This window comes from Flavobacterium rivuli WB 3.3-2 = DSM 21788 (genome assembly GCF_000378485.1).
Lineage (GTDB): Bacteria > Bacteroidota > Bacteroidia > Flavobacteriales > Flavobacteriaceae > Flavobacterium > Flavobacterium rivuli.
Genome location: NZ_KB899974.1, coordinates 41,629 through 60,299, shown reverse-complemented (window position 1 = coordinate 60,299; position 18,671 = coordinate 41,629). Strand labels below are relative to the sequence as shown.

Annotated in this window: 14 protein-coding genes and 1 other RNA gene; 8 read left to right on the top strand and 7 right to left on the bottom strand. The window is 38.1% G+C overall.

What is annotated here, in order from left to right:
- The first annotated feature begins 83 nt into the window (after positions 1 to 83).
- The 4 genes from F565_RS0117255 (at position 84) to F565_RS0117240 (ending at position 4,137) form a co-directional block, all read left to right on the top strand.
- Positions 84 to 1,454 (top strand): glycoside hydrolase family 28 protein, encoded by a 1,371-nt coding sequence (locus F565_RS0117255; protein WP_020214497.1) that lies wholly within the window; start codon positions 84 to 86, stop codon positions 1,452 to 1,454.
- Between the two features lie 24 nt (positions 1,455 to 1,478).
- Positions 1,479 to 2,201, top strand: a complete 723-nt coding sequence (locus tag F565_RS0117250; protein ID WP_020214496.1) for a rhamnogalacturonan acetylesterase — start codon at positions 1,479 to 1,481, stop codon at positions 2,199 to 2,201.
- A 140-nt stretch (positions 2,202 to 2,341) separates the two neighbouring features.
- Positions 2,342 to 3,187 carry a substrate-binding domain-containing protein gene (locus F565_RS0117245; protein ID WP_020214495.1) on the top strand — a complete coding sequence of 282 codons (846 nt, stop codon included), beginning with the start codon at positions 2,342 to 2,344 and terminating at the stop codon, positions 3,185 to 3,187.
- A gap of 14 nt (positions 3,188 to 3,201) precedes the next feature.
- Complete coding sequence (locus F565_RS0117240; protein WP_020214494.1) at positions 3,202 to 4,137, top strand: transglutaminase-like domain-containing protein; 936 nt, start codon at positions 3,202 to 3,204, stop codon at positions 4,135 to 4,137.
- A gap of 88 nt (positions 4,138 to 4,225) precedes the next feature.
- On the opposite strand, the gene ung is transcribed toward F565_RS0117240, so the two are convergent.
- Positions 4,226 to 4,891, bottom strand: a complete 666-nt coding sequence (gene ung / locus F565_RS0117235; RefSeq protein WP_020214493.1) for a uracil-DNA glycosylase — start codon at positions 4,889 to 4,891, stop codon at positions 4,226 to 4,228.
- Positions 4,892 to 5,024: 133 nt separating this feature from the next.
- Between ung and F565_RS0117230 the strand changes: the two genes are divergently transcribed.
- Together F565_RS0117230 and F565_RS0117225 are read left to right on the top strand one after the other, a co-directional pair.
- Positions 5,025 to 7,193: an endonuclease MutS2 gene (locus F565_RS0117230; RefSeq protein ID WP_020214492.1), complete on the top strand. Its 2,169-nt coding sequence runs from the start codon at positions 5,025 to 5,027 to the stop codon at positions 7,191 to 7,193.
- A 56-nt stretch (positions 7,194 to 7,249) separates the two neighbouring features.
- The gene (locus F565_RS0117225; RefSeq protein WP_020214491.1) at positions 7,250 to 7,663 is read left to right on the top strand and encodes a thiol-disulfide oxidoreductase DCC family protein; all 414 of its coding nucleotides are present in this window, start codon (positions 7,250 to 7,252) and stop codon (positions 7,661 to 7,663) included.
- 33 nt (positions 7,664 to 7,696) lie between these two features.
- On the opposite strand, the gene F565_RS0117220 is transcribed toward F565_RS0117225, so the two are convergent.
- From F565_RS0117220 to F565_RS0117200, 5 genes are all read right to left on the bottom strand, one after another.
- Positions 7,697 to 8,050 carry a hypothetical protein gene (locus F565_RS0117220; RefSeq protein WP_020214490.1) on the bottom strand — a complete coding sequence of 118 codons (354 nt, stop codon included), beginning with the start codon at positions 8,048 to 8,050 and terminating at the stop codon, positions 7,697 to 7,699.
- A 176-nt stretch (positions 8,051 to 8,226) separates the two neighbouring features.
- On the bottom strand, positions 8,227 to 8,589 hold the full coding sequence (locus tag F565_RS0117215; protein ID WP_231559627.1) for a hypothetical protein: 363 nt from the start codon (positions 8,587 to 8,589) through the stop codon (positions 8,227 to 8,229).
- Between the two features lie 287 nt (positions 8,590 to 8,876).
- Positions 8,877 to 10,313, bottom strand: coding sequence for an MFS transporter (locus F565_RS0117210; protein WP_020214488.1), 1,437 nt, complete (start codon positions 10,311 to 10,313; stop codon positions 8,877 to 8,879).
- 297 nt (positions 10,314 to 10,610) lie between these two features.
- Entirely contained in the window at positions 10,611 to 12,863 is a 2,253-nt protein-coding gene (locus F565_RS0117205) for a glycoside hydrolase family 3 N-terminal domain-containing protein (RefSeq protein WP_020214487.1), read from the bottom strand.
- A gap of 73 nt (positions 12,864 to 12,936) precedes the next feature.
- The gene (locus tag F565_RS0117200; protein WP_020214486.1) at positions 12,937 to 14,154 is read right to left on the bottom strand and encodes an NAD(P)-dependent oxidoreductase; all 1,218 of its coding nucleotides are present in this window, start codon (positions 14,152 to 14,154) and stop codon (positions 12,937 to 12,939) included.
- 205 nt (positions 14,155 to 14,359) lie between these two features.
- Between F565_RS0117200 and ssrA the strand changes: the two genes are divergently transcribed.
- Positions 14,360 to 14,755, top strand: a transfer-messenger RNA (tmRNA) gene (gene ssrA / locus F565_RS22745).
- A gap of 175 nt (positions 14,756 to 14,930) precedes the next feature.
- Complete coding sequence (locus tag F565_RS0117195; RefSeq protein ID WP_020214485.1) at positions 14,931 to 15,692, top strand: TRADD-N-associated membrane domain-containing protein; 762 nt, start codon at positions 14,931 to 14,933, stop codon at positions 15,690 to 15,692.
- A gap of 642 nt (positions 15,693 to 16,334) precedes the next feature.
- Here F565_RS0117195 and F565_RS0117190 read toward each other — a convergent pair.
- Positions 16,335 to 18,605 (bottom strand): cation:proton antiporter, encoded by a 2,271-nt coding sequence (locus F565_RS0117190; RefSeq protein ID WP_020214484.1) that lies wholly within the window; start codon positions 18,603 to 18,605, stop codon positions 16,335 to 16,337.
- Positions 18,606 to 18,671: the final 66 nt, after the last annotated feature.

The following is an 18,671-nucleotide window of genomic DNA, read 5'->3' as shown; positions in this document are numbered from 1 at the left end:
TAAAACACTATAAATACACAAGTTATACATTATAGCTTGTGTATTTATCATTTATAAATAAATCAACAGTAAAATAATTACCAATGAAAAAACACCTTGTTATAATAGTATCTGTTATATCCTTATTTTCCTGTCATCGCCCCTCTAACACCGGCACAATGGTAAAAATAAATACTGTAAAAGTAGCTGCACCATTTAAAATGCCCGCTATTACTATACCTGATTTTAGTAATTGCCAAAAATTTTTAATTACAGATTATGGTGCCGTTCCCGGAGATAAAGAAAATACAAGCAAGGCAATTGCAACTGCCATAGCTAAAGCAACTGTAAATGGCGGCACGGTAATTATACCAAAAGGCGAATGGCAAACCGGAAAAGTACATTTAAAAAGTAATGTAAACCTGCATTTAGAGGAAGGTGCTGTACTGTCTTTTTCATCGAACCCCAATGATTACCTGCCAGCCGTACACACCACCTGGGAAGGGATGGAATGTTACAATTACTCACCATTAGTTTATGCTTATAACTGTATTAATGTAGCTATAACCGGTAAAGGGGAGCTTAGGGCCGAAATGGAAACGTGGCAAAAATGGTTTGCACGCCCCAAAGCCCATATGAACAGTCTTAAGTATCTATATGACCTTGCTGCTAAAGATGTACCTGTAGAACAAAGGCAAATGGTTAACGATTCGGCTAACTTAAGGCCTCAATTTATACAGTTTAACCGCTGCCAAAATGTATTAATGGACGGTGTATCGGTAAAAAACAGCCCGTTCTGGACCGTTCATCCTTACTTATGTAAAAATGTCGTAATACGCCATGTAAACATATATGCGCATGGGCATAATAATGATGGTGTTGACCCCGAAATGAGTGAGAATGTACTCATAGAAGATTGTATTTTTGACCAGGGAGATGATGCTGTATCTGTAAAATCTGGCCGTGACCATGATGCATGGAGGTTGCATACTCCAAGTAAAAATACTGTTATACGTAATTGCCTTGTAAAAAATGGCCACCAGTTAATAGCGCTGGGCAGCGAATTATCCGGCGGTATAGAAAATGTGTTTATAGATAATTGCGAAGTTGTTGACGGGGCCAAGTTAAACCACCTGCTATTTATCAAAACGAATGAAAGGCGTGGCGGGTATGTAAAAAATATCTGGATGCAAAATGTAAAATCAGGGAAAATAGACCTTGGCATACTGGGCATAGAAACAGATGTACTTTATCAATGGAAAGACCTAATGCCTACTTACAAAAGAGTCCTTACCCCTATTTCAAATATTTATCTTGACAATGTACATGCCACCGATGTAAAATTTATTTCCCGTGTTAAGGGTCAGCAGGAACTGCCTGTAAATAATGTTGTGCTTAAAAAAGTAACTGCTGATAAAGTGACAGATAAAAATGAGACACTCATTAACGTAAATAACTTTAAAAGAGAACTTTAATTAACATTTAAAGCACTATAAACAATGAAGTTATTTAAAACCCTTTTTATTTTAGTACTTGCTGTAATTATATTACAGTCTTTTAAAAAAGACCATGTAAACATCTGGATGATAGGCGACTCTACCATGGCTCCTAAAAAAAAGGAGGCTTTTCCGGAATTAGGTTGGGGAGTAGCACTCTCTAATTTTATAAAAAGCGATGTAACAATACATAACCATGCCGTAAACGGCCGTAGCACCCTAAGTTTTATTAACGAGAATGGCTGGAAAAATGTTTGCGACAGCATACAGCCCGGCGACTATGTTATTATACAATTTGGGCATAACGACCAAAAGCCAAAGCCTGACCGCCACACAGAACCTTTCGGGTCTTTTAAGGATAACCTGAAAAAATTTATTGCAGAAGCACGAAGCCATAAAGCCACACCGGTACTGTGCTCGTCTATTGTAAGGCGGCATTTTAACGGTAAAGGTAATTTAGTAGATACTCATAAAGATTACATAATAGCTACTAAGCAGGTTGCCACAGAAACAGCTACAGACTATGTTGATATGGAAAAACTTACACGCAAATTAGTTTTAGATATGGGGCCACAGGGCTCTAAAACCATTTATAATTTTACCGATAAAAAACAGGACTCTACACACCTTAATGTTGAAGGTGCTAATGTAGTTGCAAAATTATTTGTAGACGATGCTCAAAAAAGAAAATTGCCTATTGCAAAATACTTTAAAACTAAAAAATAAGCATACAATTTTACACGTTATCAAGGCTGCCTCAAAAGGCAGCTTTCCTTTTTTTGTACATATCATTTATTTTATATGGGCATAAAAGGTTTTAGTTATTGAATTTCTCTTATTACCTTTATCCATTATAAATACTACACATGAAATCATTAAAAATAGCCGGCGTTCCGGAACATTTTAACCTGCCGTGGCACCTTTGTATAGAAAATGGCGAATTTGAAGACGCAGGAGTCGATTTACAATGGACAGATGTGCCAGAAGGTACCGGCAAACTGTGCCAGATGCTTCGCGATGGCGAAACTGATATTGCCGTAATACTAACCGAAGGTATTGTTAAGGATATTGTTGCAGGTAACGATAGTAAAATTGTTCAGGTATATGTACAATCTCCATTAATCTGGGGTATACATGTAGGTGCAAAATCTGACTACAAAAAACTGGCCGACCTTAAAAACGTTAAAGTTGCCATTAGCCGTTATGGCTCCGGTTCGCATCTTATGGCCTATGTAAATGCACAAAACCAGGGTTGGGATACAAAAACGTTACAATTTGAAATAATAAATACACTTGATGGTGCTGTAGAAGCTTTAACCAATGGCACTGCCGATTATTTTATGTGGGAGCGTTTTATGACAAAGCCTATAGTAGACAAAGGTATTTTTAGACGCGTAGCCGATTGCCCTACCCCATGGCCGAGCTTTGTAATAGCAGTGCGCAACGAGGTTTTAAAAAACAACGCCGATGCTATTGGAACAGTTTTGGATATCATTAACCAGACTACCGAAGAATTTAAAGAAATACCAAGTATTGACAGGACTCTTGCCGAACGTTACGGACAAAAAGTTGAAGATATTGCAGAATGGCTGGATTTAACCCAATGGTCGCAAAAGAAACTGGACAAAAAAACGTTTGACACTTTACAGAACCAGTTATTAAGCCTGGAAATTATAGACAAAAAGATTGCTTTTGAAACTGTTGCGGGATAATTGCCTGCATACCCATGATGGTAAAACCCGATTTCTCCCAAATAAAGAAATTAAAAGACAGGCTTCAGGTAAAGAAGCCCTGGGATTCTATTATCATTTTTTTACTTAATATACTTATAGCCATTCCGTTATTTATCATACTGCACCAAAATCTTAAAGATCCGGAATGGCCTTTTCATTTAGACAGAATATTGATATTTGTAACGCTTGTTACGGCTATACAACTTATTTTACGGCTTTTAAAAACAGTACTTATTATATGCATAGCAATGTATTTGGTAGTGCTTGTATACGGATCGGTTTTTGGCAAATACGGCTTTAATGCGGTTTACGAAGATTACCGCTCAATGGTATATACCATGGCAGATGACCCTAACCCGCAGGATATCATAATATCTAAACTACTGCCCTTTCCTAACAAGGGCCTTATAATAGATGCTGTAGATTATCAGGATCCTGCTGTGCGTAATTTTGCCGCAATGGCAACTACAAAATATTTTAAAAACGTAAAAGGTACCGGCAGCAAGCGCAGGATGGTACAGTGCTTTGCAGTATTTAAAGAGATAAGGAACCGCTGGAATTATGTTGACGATCCTAAAGGACACGAGTACATTGCAAGTGCAACAGAATCGCTACAGCACTTTTCCGGCGATTGCGATGATCATGCCATACTTATGGCGGCAAGTATAAAAGCTATTGGTGGTACACCAAGAATTATACATACTGGAGGGCATTTGTACCCCGAAATGCTCGTGGGAACAAAAGCCGACCTTGAAACAGCCAACTATCTTATTAAAGAAGTGCTGTTTGTAGAAGAAAGCCGTGGCAAGGAAATTCACTACCATGTAGATGAGCGCGGACAGATATGGCTTAATCTTGACTATACCGCAAATTTTCCTGGTGGGCCTTTTATGAGTGAAGAAATATTAGGAGCATTAACTTTTGATTGAGGGTAAAAAGTTATGATGTCTGATGTCAGGAAGCTATAGTAATCACCCATAAGACTTCGGACATCAGACTTAAAACATCCTTACTGTATTACCACTCAATCTGCCTCTTGCCTTTTTCTGCAAGAAAAGCATTGGTTTTACTAAAATGTTTATTGCCAAACCAATGCCCTTTATTAGCGCTTAAAGGCGATGGGTGCCCTGATTCTAAAACTAAATGACGGTTACGGTTAACTTTTGCCCCTTTCTTTTTAGCAGATCCTCCCCATAGTAAAAATACCACGTTTTCTTTTTGGTCAGATATTTTTTGGATAACCGCATCTGTAAACGTTTCCCAACCTTTACCCTGGTGGCTGTTCGCTTCACTTTGCCTAACTGTAAGTACAGCATTTAGCAGCAGTACACCCTGATCTGCCCATCGTTCAAGATTGCCTGTTGGCGGGAAAGCTTTACCAAGGTCGGTATTAATTTCCCTAAAGATATTTTGTAAAGATGGCGGTGGCGGTATATTATCATTTACAGAAAAACACAAACCATTAGCCTGCCCCGGCCCATGATACGGATCCTGACCCAGTATAACAACTTCAACTTTATCAAAAGGGCAATGGTCAAAGGCAGCAAAAATTTGCTTGCCCGGCGGGTAGCAGGTATTTTGTGTATATTCCTGTTTTACAAAATGTATCAGGTTTTCAAAATAAGGTTTTTCAAATTCTTCAGCCAGTGCTTCCTTCCAGGATGGGTGTATGTTTACCTGCATTCTTTGTTAGTTTGGTACAAATATAAAAAATGCAGTCGCAAAGCATTATAAAGCATTCTTAAACTTTACCTGACATTTGTGCAGGCTGCATGATTATGTAGTATTTTTGCATAGAATTTGCTTTACTAAAAGAATGATCAGCATTACAGAAAAAACACTAAAAGATTTAGAATTTTATACAGTACTCGAAGCTGTGGCATCCGCCTGTACAACAGAGCCCGGCCGTGAAAAAGCATTGCTAATAACTCCACTAAAAAGTAAGGAGTTATTGATGGACGCGTTGCTGCAAACATCAGAGTACGTTTCTTCTTTTGATAATAACAACGCCCTGCCCAACCACGGGTTTGAATCGATAACCAATGAGGTTAAGTTTCTTGCCATAGAAGACAGCTACCTTGATGCAGGTGCTTTCCGCAAAATTGCATTAGTGTCAGATACGGTAAATACGTTGGTTAAATTCCTTGATAAATTCAACGATTACTACCCTACCCTAAATGCGCGTGCTCAACAGGTAGAATACACAAAAGACATCCTTAAATTTATAGATAAGGTTGTAGATAAATATGGCGACATAAAGGATGATGCCTCGCCCGAGTTGCAAAATATTCGTCGCGAAATGAATTTGGTTAAGGTAAAAATAAACCAGAGTTTCACTATGGCCTTAAGCCAGTACAATGGTTTAGGTTACCTTGACGATATTAAGGAAAGTGTGGTAGAGAATCGCAGGGTACTTGCAGTATCTGCCATGTACCGCAAAAAGGTAAAAGGATCTATACTGGGCAGTTCTAAAACGGGCAGTATTGCTTATATAGAACCGGAGGCTACTTTACGCTTTTCGCGCGAACTGAATAATTTTGAGTATGAAGAAAAGGAAGAAATTAAGCGCATATTAATGCAGCTTTCTTACGCCATTCGTCCATTTGTTCCTTTACTTTATGACTATCAGGAATTTTTAACAGATATAGACGTAGTTTCCGGAAAAGCAAAATATGCCAAAAGGATAAACGGTTTATTGCCTCATATAAACGACGAACGCAGGCTGTATTTCAGGGAAGCCTTCCACCCTATTTTGTATGTAAACAACAGGGCAAAGAACCAGGTAACCTACCCGCAGACTATAGAGCTGAAACCGGATAATCGCATCATTGTGATATCCGGCCCTAATGCGGGTGGTAAAAGTATTACACTTAAAACTATTGGCTTGCTGCAACTGATGCTACAGTGCGGTTTACTGATACCGGTACATGAACGTAGTGAAACCTTTTTGTTCGACAGGATAATGACAGATATTGGAGATAATCAATCTATTGAAAATCATCTTAGTACATACAGTTACCGCCTTAAGAACATGAACTACTTTTTAAAGAAGTGTAATGACAAGACACTCTTTTTAATAGATGAGTTTGGTACAGGATCTGATCCTGAATTGGGTGGGGCTTTGGCAGAAATTTTCTTAGAAGAATTTTACCATCGCGAAGCATTTGGTATTATTACCACACACTATACCAACCTTAAAATACTTGCTAACGAGCTGCCTTATGCCACAAATGCTAATATGCTTTTTGACGAAAAGTCGCTGGAGCCTATGTATAAGCTGATATTAGGCCAGGCAGGTAGTTCTTTTACCTTTGAGGTAGCCCAGAAAAACGGCATACCATACGGGCTTATAAACCGTGCCAAGAAAAAAATTGAAGGCAGTAAAGTGCGCTTTGATAAAACTATTGCTACGTTGCAAAAAGAGCGCTCTAAGCTTGAAAAAACGTCTCAGACACTTAAAGAAGAAGAGATACGTGCCCGTGAAGAAGGCCGTAAAATGGAGGGTATAAATACACGGATTCAGCAAAAGCTTGAAAGCTATCAGGAATTATATGATGCTAACCAGCGCCTTATTTATCTGGGACAGAAGCTGGAAGATATGAGCGAAAAATACTATAACAATAAAAACAAGAAAGACCTTATAGGTGAGTTCCTTAAAATGGTAGAGATAGAAAACTCTAAACGTAAAAAGGTTACGCCTAAAGAAAAGAAAGTTAAAGAGGTTATACAAAAACAGGTCATTGCAGAAGTTGAAGTTAAGGTTGAAGAAATTAGGCAGGAAAAGAAAGAGAAAAAGCTTAAGGAAAAGCCTGTAGATAAACCTAAAGCAATACTTAAAATAGGCGATCGTGTGCGCATGGTCGACGGTAAAGCCGTAGGTACGCTTGATGCTATTGAGAAAAAGAAAGCAACTGTTAATTACGGAATCTTTACCAGTAAAGTAGACCTTGAGTCATTAGAACTTGTTGAGGCCATGAAAAAGTAATGTGTAAATTTCCTAATATTGAAATGTAACAATGACTTGGGATAACAAGTAAGATTATGGAAAATGTACCAAAAGATAAAAAAATAATATTATTTGATGGCGTATGTAACCTATGCGATGCTACCGTGCAGTTTTTAATTAAGCGCGACAAAAAAGATATTTTCAGGTTTGTAGCTATCCAGTCAGACCTGGGGCAGGAAATTATACAGCATATTGGTATAGATACCTCTAAAACAGATTCAATTATACTTTATATTCCGGGAGAGGCTTATTATTATAAAGCTGAGGCTGCCCTAAAAATAGGTAAAGAACTTGGGGCCGTGTATTCTTTACTTTCTATTTTTACATTGCTGCCAAAAGTATTATCAAACGGCGTTTACGATTTTATAGCGCGTAACCGTTATAAATGGTATGGCAAAAAAGATGCCTGCATGATACCAACTCCTTCTATGAAGGCTAAATTTTTATAATGTTGAAGTCTAATGTAAGTTTGTTCCATACTATCACATATCTATTGTAACTAACTGAAAATTATCCGCAGCATCTATAACAATTTTAGGAGAAGGCGTTATAAGCCACTTTGATAATTTTTTTAAAATAAGTTTTTCATTTAAAAATTCGGTAGCATGAAAATGCATGTGTACCAGTACAAACGTGGTAAATTTTTTAACGTGCTGCAGGTATTTCCGTAATTCTTCAGATACTCCCGTATCCTGTCTTTTACAAATAATATTAGCTTTACCCTTATTAACGGCATCGGCAGCCATTTGCCAAAAGTTTTCCGGACTGTCTTTGCCTTTTTCAAATTTTAGTTCTTCGCCGCCTGGCAGCTCTAAAACTACAAAATAATGTTCCATGGCATAATCTGTTTACTTATAAATATACAATCAATGTAAGCATATTACACACAGATTATCAAACAATTAACCCCGGCATAAAATTATATTAAATGCATGCATATCATCGATAAATCATCGCAGTTCATCGATTTATAAACGATTTTTGATTAGTAAAAAACCGTTATGAAATAGCATTACGCATCAATTGTTACTAACTGAAAATTATATGCGGCATCTATTACCGTTTCTTCTTGTATATAAGAAGATATCCCGGTAAATTTTTTATTAAGTTCTGACTGGCTTACAAATTCATTTGGGCATAAGTGTAAATGCACCAATACAAACGTGGTAAACTTTTTTAACGTTCCTACATATTTCCAGAATTCTTCGCATACGCCGGTATCTTCCCTACTGCTTATTATTGATGTATTGCCCAAACTAACAGCATTTGTTGCATCTTCCCAAAAATGTTTAGGGCTGCATTTACCATCTGTAAATTTCAATTCTTCGCCGCCGGGCAGTTCAAGTACTACGAAGTAATGTTTCATCATCTCCATGACTATAATTATTTATCTATAAAACAAATATAGACATTAACAAAAATATTAACACATGTTTAACTAATCTTTTTATCGATGAAAAAACGTATTTCAACGATAATGAAACCACAAACCACTAATTTTTAATTACATAGTAAATAATCGGCAAATTTGTAATATAAATAGAAAATTTTAGAATAACATAAGGCCTTAATATAAACGTTACGCTTCGATTTGAAGCTTAAACACAATTATGAAATAAAAAAAACCGGCATAAAGCCGGTTTAAATGTCAAAAATATTTTTCTAATGTCCGCCACCGCTTACACGGCCAAGTTCGAATCCCTGGCGTTTAAGGATGCCCTTAACGGTAATGGCGTAAAATGCAAGATATGCAAAACAAATAACGCCTACTATATAGCTTAGGTGAATGCCTATTGCGCCTGCAACGGCACCTTGTATATAACTTACTACACCACCGCCCATAATCATCATTACAAGGAAATTACTGCCCTGGCTGGTTTGCTTACCAAGCCCCGTAACAGCAAGTGTAAAGATACATGGCCATAAAGTACTGCAAAAAAGGCCCACGCTTGTAAAGGCATAAATGCTGACAGTACCTTCTGTAAACATTCCGGTAAGCAATGCCACGATACCAAGCAAAGCAAACAGCATAAGCATAGTAGCCGGATTACCTTGGCTTGCAAAATCGGCTGCGATGAGAACTACTATAATTACTGCATACACATAAAACGGCGCAAGCTCATGGCCCATTATGTAATTTACCCCAAGGAAAACACCAAAGGCTAAATACGGAGCAACGACTTTAAGTATAGTCTGCATAGTTTTATCACTTGTAAAAGCTTCTACAGCACCACCCCAACGGCCTATCATGAGACTTGCCCAGTATAAAGACACGTATGGAGCCACAGCGCTTGTGGCAAAGCCTAAACCTTCTTCAAGATAGGCAGGCAGGTTACTTGCTGTAGAAACTTCTACACCTACATATAAAAAGATAGCAAGCATACCCATTAGGAGCTGAGGATATTGCAGCGCAGATGTTTTAGTGGTTACTACCTTAACTTCTTCTTCAAGTTCTACTTCAGGGTGGTTAGGCAATGATGAGAATTTTAAAAATACAGCCACTATTACAAAAGCAGCACCTAAAATAAGATAAGGAGCCTTAACACTATTAATATCTACAGTTGTTGCAGGAGATGTTGCAGAACCAAAAATGGCATAACTTACTATAAGCGGGCCTATAGTTGTACCAAAGTTATTTATACCACCTGCAAGTGTTAATCGCTGAGATCCTGTGTTTATTGGACCAAGGCTAATTGCCAGTGGATTTGCAACTGTTTGCTGAAGTGAAAACCCAAGGCCAACAATAAATAACCCTGATAGCATTAATGGAAAGGAACCGGTTTCTGCAGCCGGATAAAATAATAAGGTTCCTGCCGCCGATATAAATAGACCCAGGGCAAGGGAATTTTTATAACCAAGACGGTTTACAATATCCTGTTTTATAAGAAATGAAATACCTAAATAAAGCAAAGAACCTATTGTATAAGCCACATAAAAAGCAATAGAAACATATTGGCTTTGTGATTGGGTAAGGTTAAAGGCAGTTTTAAAAACAGGGATAAGAATGTCATTGCTCGCAGCGATAAATCCCCAGAAAAAGAAAACGGTAACCAGCGGGATAAACTGGGCCCATTTAGTTTGCGTAGTAGCTGAACTCATAGTTTGGGTTTGGGTTAAAGGGTTAAAGAAAGTTTGGGTTGTATTTGGGTTATTGGGTTGGGAATATTTATAAAAAAATGGATAAGATAGTACGCCTTAGCAAGGTTGCGCGCGGCCGTATTATCTTATCCAAATCAGTAATGTTAATTTTCATGTGCGAAAGTTACGTAACACTTTTTACAGAATAGCAAATATGCTAAAAAAAAGTATATAAACCCGGCTTTTACATAAAGTAATGCACACAATTATTAATAGATATTTAAATAAATGTGCAAAACACACTTATTTGTGATTGGATTAATCCTGTTTAATATTAAGCTGAAATTGTGAAGACAGTGAAGCATCAGAGTTTGTACCTACAAAAATTTCAAAATCTCCCGGCTCTGCAACATATTTCATATCTATGTTATAAAACTTAAGGTCTTCGGCAGAAATTTCAAAAATTACAGTCTTCTTCTCCCCTTTTTTCAATACTGTTTTTTCAAAGCCTTTTAATTCCCTTACAGGTCTTGTAACAGACCCTGTAATATCTTTTATATAAAGCTGCACAACCTCTTCACCGTTATAATTACCGGTATTAGTAACATCTACACTTATTGTGATTTTTGTAGAAACAGTAAGGTTTTTAGACGATAGCCTTAAATTAGAGTAGCTAAAGGTTGTATAACTTAATCCGTAGCCAAAAGGATATAGGGGACTATTATCCGAATCTATATAACGCGATTTATATTTTTGCTCGGAATCTTTATTGCCAAAATATGGCCTTCCGGTATTTTTGTGATTGTAATAAACAGGTATCTGCCCTACGCTTCGCGGGAAGGTCATTGGCAATTTGCCTCCCGGGTTATTTATTCCATAAAGGGTTTGTGCAATAGCATCGCCACCCATGGTGCCCGGATACCAAGCCTCAAGTATGGCATCCATATTTTCACTCTCCCATGTTAGAGTAAGTGGCCTGCCGTTCATTAATACAAGAACAACAGGTTTACCAAGTTTTTTAAGCTCTGCTAAAAATTCTTTTTGTATTCCCGGCAAATCAATATTGGTCCGCGATGCCGCCTCGCCTGTCATGTTTTCAAGCTCACCCATTACGGCTACGATAACATCTGCTTTGCGGGCATTGTCGAGCGCTGCCTGCATCAATTCTTTTTTAGTGCCTAATACTTCGACGCCTTTATCAAACGTAGTTTTAGACTTATCGGCAATCAATTTATTAATACCTTCCTGCACGCTAACGGCATAACCATTACGGTCGCCCAGAGCTGCCCAGGATCCTATAATATTAAACTCGTCGCTTACAAGCGGTCCTACAAATGCAACTTTTTGTTCTTTGCGAAGTGGTAATACATTATTGCTGTTTTTAAGCAATACCATAGATTTATTGGCAATACTTAAAGCCGCATCCAGATACTCCTTTTTATAAACCGTAGCCTTTTCCCTTTTTGCATCATTGTAACGATAAGGGTCTTCAAACAGGCCAAGGTCAAATTTAGCTTCCAGTATCCTGCGGCAGGCATCATCAATTTGTGCCTGGGTAACTTTACCCTCGGCTAATGATTGCTTTAAATACTTTAAAAATACACCACCCACCATATCCATATCTATACCTGCAGTAAGAGCAAGCTCTCCTGCATGTTTTTCATCTTTGGCAAAACCATGGGCAACCATTTCGTTAATACCTGTATAATCGGTAACTACAAAACCATTAAATCCCCATTCTTTTTTAAGTATACCGTTTACTAAAAATTTATTGCCTGTAGACGGTACTCCCCCAATTTCGTTAAAAGAGGTCATAAATGTTGCCACACCGGCATCTACGGTAGCCTTAAAAGGTGGCAAATATGTTTCGCGAAGAACACGCTCGCTCATATCTACAGTATTATAATCACGGCCAGCCTCGGCCGCACCGTAGGCGGCGAAGTGCTTGGTACAGGCAAGTACGGTATAAAGGTCGGCTAAATTATTGCCCTGAAAACCCTTAACACGGGCATAAGCCATTTTAGAACCCAGATAAGTATCTTCTCCGGCACCTTCTGATACCCGGCCCCAACGCGGGTCGCGGGTAATGTCTACCATTGGTGCAAACGTCCAGTGTACACCCGATGCTGCTGCCTCTGCCGCAGCAATTTGTGCCGAAAGTTTTGCAGCCTCTAAATCCCATGATGCTGTTTCGCCTAAATTGATAGGAAAAATAGTTTTGTAACCATGGATAACATCATAACCAAAGAGCAAGGGTATTTTTAACCTCGAATTGTCAAGATTGATCTTTTGTAACTGGCGGGTATAGTCTACACCTGTGGCATTAAGTATAGAACCTACGTTGCCCTTCTTAATTTCGTCTATAAAATTATTACCGCCTTTAGGTCCTGTTACAGTTCCATCGGCAGTAAATTGTACCAATTGGGCAATTTTTTCGTCAACCGTCATTTGTCCCATAAGATTGGTAACAAATTCGTTGCGGGGTTTAATTTTTTTGGTTGTTCCCTGCTTTTGTGCCTTTAAAGATAACGTGCACGCCAAAAGGCAGACAAAGGTTGTTGTGAATTTCATTTATGGATGGATTTGGAAAGTTTATATAATCAAAGTTAAAAAAATTCTTACTTATACGGCAAAAAAAATGCCCCTACAAGTGGGGCACATTTTCCTGAACATAATCGTTAAGGTACTTAAATTTTCCTGCCAGTTTGCCTTTTTCAACAATTCTGGCCCGGGCAAGGATTCCGTCTTTATCATTATTGTAAAAAGCTGGTATTACATGCTTTAAAAACATTTCCCCAAACCCTTCACTGGCATCTTTAGGCAGTTCGCACGGCAAATTATCTACCGCCATAACAACAATAGCAGACGGATGGTGCATATCTACCTCAGAGTTTGTTGAGGGGTTATAACCATAAAAAGGATCTGCAATTGTAGATGCCCTTACCGTAGATGCTACAGGCCCCTCAACATCGCATGAAATGTCTGCTACAACCTTTATTTTAGTATTCTTATCACGCAGCATGTCGCGTGTTAAAATATGTGGTGCCTCATTACTGTAAAAGTGCCCTGCTATAAAAATGTCGGCAACCTGAGCAAAACGTGCAAAATCTGAAACATAATCACCGGGATTATCGAAGAAATCCTGATTTGAGGTGGCCACACACCCGTCTTTTCTTTTATTATAATCCAGAACATCTGCCTGTACATAAACAGGGGTAGTATAATTTTTAGTAAGAAAGTTTTCTACACTTACCTCTTTTACCTTCATGCCATCAAGTACCTCTTTTGCCCCCATTCCTACTTTACCCTTACCGGTAAGCACAATTTTAACAGGTGGCATTACAGCGCGTTTTAACCTTGCTATCATTGCTTCTTTATCTTCAAGTGTTTCGGCTTTTGGCAAATTAAACAATTCAAACTTTTGCCCAAATGCTCTAAAACCATTATATGTACCCACAATGCCCGCATATCGGCCAAAACCTATAAGGCGGCGGTTTGCAACATCGGTAATTGTTTCATGATCATATAATGTAATGTCATTATCTATTATTGCCTGCAGCATTTTTTGATTATGTGGCTGCTTTTTAATAGTATGCGAAAAAAAGAAATAATCTTTTCCAGGTAATAATGCATTAACAGGTACTTCTTTTACACCTATAAGCACATGGCAATCAGTTACATCATCAGTTACTTCAAAACCTGCAGCCCTGTATTCGTCATCCTTAAAAATACGTATATCAGACGATTCAACTTTTATTTCAGCCTGAGGAAACTGTTCTTTAAAAGCCAAAAGCATTGTAGGAGAAAATACTACTCTTTTATCTGGTGGAGATTTTCTTTCTTTAATTATCCCAAATTTCATAGCAATGTCGATTTTAGAAATTATGACTTATTTTTGTTAGTTTAATAACAACGAAATCGATGTACTAACAAATTATCACTTTACATCTATTATTTGCATTCAAATATAACATAAATACATTTCTCATATAACTCAAAACAAAAAAAAATATTGTTATATTTGCAACAGTATTTGGCATTGCATTTGCAATACTAAATATACAATTGGGGTCGACTGGTTTTGACAGCAGGCCGAACTGAACAGTAAGCACGTCGGGAAATGAAGCTGTTTCCGTATATCATCGCTTCAAACATTTAAACGGCGAAAATAACTACGCTCTAGCTGCATAATCTAAATTAAAGTAAGATTAGCCTCGTCCCTGCAAGGCAGGGAGGCAGGATTCTCCTGAAAAGCCTCGGTTTATGGCGTTTCGTTTAGGAGAACCGTAAAAGTAAACCTGGGGGTTGTTTCGCTTCGCGGCAGCCCTGAGAAAACAGAAGCTAAGTAGTGTGTGGCGGTTTCCGGCCTATCATACTATCTAAAACCTAATCGGAAAATAAGCGTGTAGAAAGCTCTTTGCTTCCCTGTTTGGACCCGGGTTCGATTCCCGGCGGCTCCACAAAAGACAAATAAAGCCACTGGGAGACAGTGGCTTTATTTTTTAGGATACTTCACAAATTACTTAGTTGATTTTTCTTAAAATAGATTCAATTTTTCGTAAATTAATCGTAGCTTGACACTCGCAAAGCCACGTCATCGGTAAGCGGCAATACTTTAGGTATAATTGTAAACAAACTATGGAAACAAATATAAACGACCAAGCAGAAAAAGAATCTGTAGAAGTTCTTAAGAAAAAAAAAGAACTATACCAACAGAGATTAAGCTCAAGAAGTTTTACCTGGTGGGGATGGTTACTTGCGATAGTAATTGGTGGAATTGGAGGTTACAGCTTTTTTAGCATTAGTTCATTTCACTCAATAACTCCTGAAAGAGTTATTCCATACATATTTATCGGAATTCTTTTCGCTGGTTTTACATATGCCTATCCAATGACAATTTTAAGAATGAATGCATCAAATGCCCTCAGAAGAATTGAATTAGAGTTAGTTAAACATGGGACAGAAGAACTTCAAGAAAACATATCAGAAAACTTTTTCACAAAGCTGGTACAGATAAATTTTAAATATTTAGATCAGTATTATTTACAGACACAGGAACAAGCGGATAAAAGTTTTAGACTTGCATCATTTGCTTCAGTTGCAGGTCTTATAATAGTTATAATTGGAATCATAATGATGTTTTTTGACAAGACAAGTCCAGCATATGTAACTACAGGAGCGGGAGTCATAAGTGAATTGATTGCTGCAGTTTTCTTTTATTTGTATAACAAGACAATTTTAAAAATGTCACAGTATCATCAAAAATTAGTCATTACACAAAATATAAGTTTAGCATTGAAAATAACAGAGGACATCGAAGGAGACAATAAATCGAAAATTCAAGAAATGTTAGTGGATAGACTTACAACTGACACAAATAAATATTTATCTCTCCATTAGAAAATAGCTATGTCTAACAGCAGTTTGGCAAAATGACGGTTTTAATGCTGTAGTCAAAAACAGTTTTAGATTCAATTCTAGTATTAATATACATAACACTATAGATAATAAGGTTAATCACTATGTAAAACGTTGCGAATTACTACATTTTATATTTTCAAAAAAAGTCAAAACAGGTATCAAGTGTTCGATAGAAGTCCCACTCACTCCACTTTGACGTTTTTAGTGTCTTGGAAACACCCAGTGGAAACAGACTAATGTCTTTAAAATCCTATAAAACCTGCAAATCTGAACGTTTGCAGGTTTTTTTGTTAGAAGCCTGAAAATAATATTAATGCCTGTACAGATATATACCATGTGTATGGCGTGCTTTATATTTTAACCCGAATACTTTACAATTATTGCCAGCATCGCATGTAATTTGATTTTGAGATAGTTTTACCGGTTTAACAATGACAATTTGTATTCTATCTGTTATACAGCGTTACCTTAAAAACCAATGATGGCAATTGGTTTTGTAGGCTTTTAAAGGGGTATGTTAAAACAATGACATCGCCGATATGCAGTACTCTTAAAAATAAAACAGGATTGCCGTGGTGGACAATCCTGTTTTGACTAACTCAATTTAAATCTGTACAAAAATTATTTCTTTAATATCAGTAACGATGGTGTGTTGTTAAGCCATGTACTGCGCGATTCTACCAGTTTTTTCCAGCTGTCTACGCTTATTATCATAAGGTCCTGGCTTTGCAAAAACTCTTTTTCCAGTATCTTTTGGTTAAGCAGCTGTATATGGTTAGGTACCGTTTGCTCTATACTGCGTATTGCCTCTTTTATTTGTGGATTGTTCTTTATAGAACCATCGGCATCCAGCACAGTAACCTGAGAGCCAGCATTGCTTATCAGCTTTTGGGCAAAATCTATAAGGAAGGCATCGTCTGCATCAAAAACGGTCAGGAAAACACGGTCGGTACCCTTAAATTCCTTATCTACCAATATACCTACAGGCGAATGTGTTTTAGAAAGTATTTGCTGTGTACGCTCATCAAAAGGTGAATTTTCAAACAGTTTCTCCTTACCCGTAAAGGTATTAAGTAAACTTTCCGGGTTGATGATACGCGTTGTAAAGCCTAATATTTTACCAAGTAATGTACCTTCAAAAATAGACTGCCCTATATCTATAAGCACTAAATCGAACTCGCCTTTATTAGCAACGGTAGCAATATCGCTATCCATATCTGTACTAGCTTTAAATAAAGTAGTTACATTCTGGCCCAGATTTTCGGCTTCTGCCAGGATCGGGCGAAAACTCTCATCTTCATATTCCTGTAAATTAAATGTATGTATCTCACTGCTTGGCGATATGTGCATGGCGGTAACCATAGCATTAGCCTTTAGCTTACCTACAAAGGCATTGGCTAAACGAAGTAGTGTCTTACCACCATCGGGACTATCAAACGATACGAGTATTTTAAACTGGCTTGCCTGCCGTATCTCTGCCGGGATGTAGTTTTTCTTACGGTTAAATATATAGCCTATGAGGTCGAGCGCAGGCCCCGTCATAAAGGTTGTGGCAAGTGCCATGATAACCATCATAGAAAATATCTCTGTAGACAGCACTTTAAGCTCAAGGCCTATGTTAAGTACAATAAGCTCCATTAACCCGCGGGTATTCATTAGCGCACCAATGGTAAGGCTGTCGCGCCAGTTTTGGCCTACAAACTTTGCCGTGATCGCACTTCCTAAAAATTTACCCACTACCGCTACTAATATAATCAGTCCGCATATTTTCCACATGTAGGGGTCATCCAGCAATCCTATATTAGTTTTAAGCCCCGTAAATACAAAGAACAGTGGCAGCAGCATAACCTGAGATACGTCTTCTACCTTTTCTATAAATATGCTCCTGAAACGCATATTCTCAGGCATTATAGCACCTGCCATGAATGCGCCAAACAATGCGTGTATACCTATAATTTCTGTAGTGTACGATGATATAAGCAGCGTTAAAAAGAAGATAGCCACTACCGGTTTCGTAATGGTTTCTTTGTGGCTAAATAAATCGCCAATGCGTTTAAGGAATGGTTTTACCACCCAAAGCATAAGGAATACGTATGCTACAGAAAGCCCTATAATGTATAGCGAACTTACAAACGACCCTGCTTTTACAATGGCTATTACGGCAGCAAGTATGCACCATGCAGTAATATCATCGGCGGCGGCGCATGTAATAACCAGTGCGCCAATGCGGGTGCGGTGCAGCCCACGCTCCTGAACGATACGCGCCAGTACCGGGAATGCCGTGATACTCATAGCGATACCCATAAACAACCCAAACGACGAGAATGCTACTCCTGCGGGGGCAAATTGCTCGTAAATGTAATAGGCTAAACCTAAACCAAGTGTAAAGGGTATTATTATACTTGCGTGACTGATAATCACAGCATCTTTAGCCTTATTTTTCAGCACACCCAGGTCGAGCTCCATACCTACCACATACATGAACAAGATAAGGCCTATCTGGCTAAGAAACTGCAGGTTGCCCAAAGATGCTGCCGGGAAAAGCAATCCTGAATATTCCGGGAAATAAGTACCTACTAATGAGGGGCCTAATACAATACCGGCTATCATTTCGCCAATAACCGATGGCTGCCCCATTTTTTTACATATCCAGCCAAAAACGCGGGCTACAAATATAATGGTGATGATTTGCACTAACAGCAATGCCAGCGGATGCGTAAGGTTGTGATGGAGAGAATCTATAAAATCCAGCCATTGCCCATTGCCCGTTGTTTTATCTTCTATTACTCGGCCGGCTTCGAGGGTTTTACCGTTTTTAAGCGCAAGGTAAATGAGCACCGAAAAAACGGCCAGTACAGCAATATAAAATATGCTGTTTCTAAATTTTTTCATGATTTTGGCTTTTAAAATATCGCGCAATATTAAAGATAAAAACCCCTCTAATAACGCGGCTATCTT

What these genes read in the sequence shown, in the direction of transcription:
- F565_RS0117255 (WP_020214497.1), top strand. Translation starts at nt 84, where the DNA reads ATGAAAAAACACCTTGTTATAATAGTATCTGTTATATCCTTATTTTCC.
- F565_RS0117250 (WP_020214496.1), top strand. Translation starts at nt 1,479, where the DNA reads ATGAAGTTATTTAAAACCCTTTTTATTTTAGTACTTGCTGTAATTATA.
- F565_RS0117245 (WP_020214495.1), top strand. Translation starts at nt 2,342, where the DNA reads ATGAAATCATTAAAAATAGCCGGCGTTCCGGAACATTTTAACCTGCCG.
- F565_RS0117240 (WP_020214494.1), top strand. Translation starts at nt 3,202, where the DNA reads ATGATGGTAAAACCCGATTTCTCCCAAATAAAGAAATTAAAAGACAGG.
- ung (WP_020214493.1), bottom strand. Translation starts at nt 4,891, where the DNA reads ATGCAGGTAAACATACACCCATCCTGGAAGGAAGCACTGGCTGAAGAA.
- F565_RS0117230 (WP_020214492.1), top strand. Translation starts at nt 5,025, where the DNA reads ATGATCAGCATTACAGAAAAAACACTAAAAGATTTAGAATTTTATACA.
- F565_RS0117225 (WP_020214491.1), top strand. Translation starts at nt 7,250, where the DNA reads ATGGAAAATGTACCAAAAGATAAAAAAATAATATTATTTGATGGCGTA.
- F565_RS0117220 (WP_020214490.1), bottom strand. Translation starts at nt 8,050, where the DNA reads ATGGAACATTATTTTGTAGTTTTAGAGCTGCCAGGCGGCGAAGAACTA.
- F565_RS0117215 (WP_231559627.1), bottom strand. Translation starts at nt 8,589, where the DNA reads ATGGAGATGATGAAACATTACTTCGTAGTACTTGAACTGCCCGGCGGC.
- F565_RS0117210 (WP_020214488.1), bottom strand. Translation starts at nt 10,313, where the DNA reads ATGAGTTCAGCTACTACGCAAACTAAATGGGCCCAGTTTATCCCGCTG.
- F565_RS0117205 (WP_020214487.1), bottom strand. Translation starts at nt 12,863, where the DNA reads ATGAAATTCACAACAACCTTTGTCTGCCTTTTGGCGTGCACGTTATCT.
- F565_RS0117200 (WP_020214486.1), bottom strand. Translation starts at nt 14,154, where the DNA reads ATGAAATTTGGGATAATTAAAGAAAGAAAATCTCCACCAGATAAAAGA.
- F565_RS0117195 (WP_020214485.1), top strand. Translation starts at nt 14,931, where the DNA reads ATGGAAACAAATATAAACGACCAAGCAGAAAAAGAATCTGTAGAAGTT.
- F565_RS0117190 (WP_020214484.1), bottom strand. Translation starts at nt 18,605, where the DNA reads ATGAAAAAATTTAGAAACAGCATATTTTATATTGCTGTACTGGCCGTT.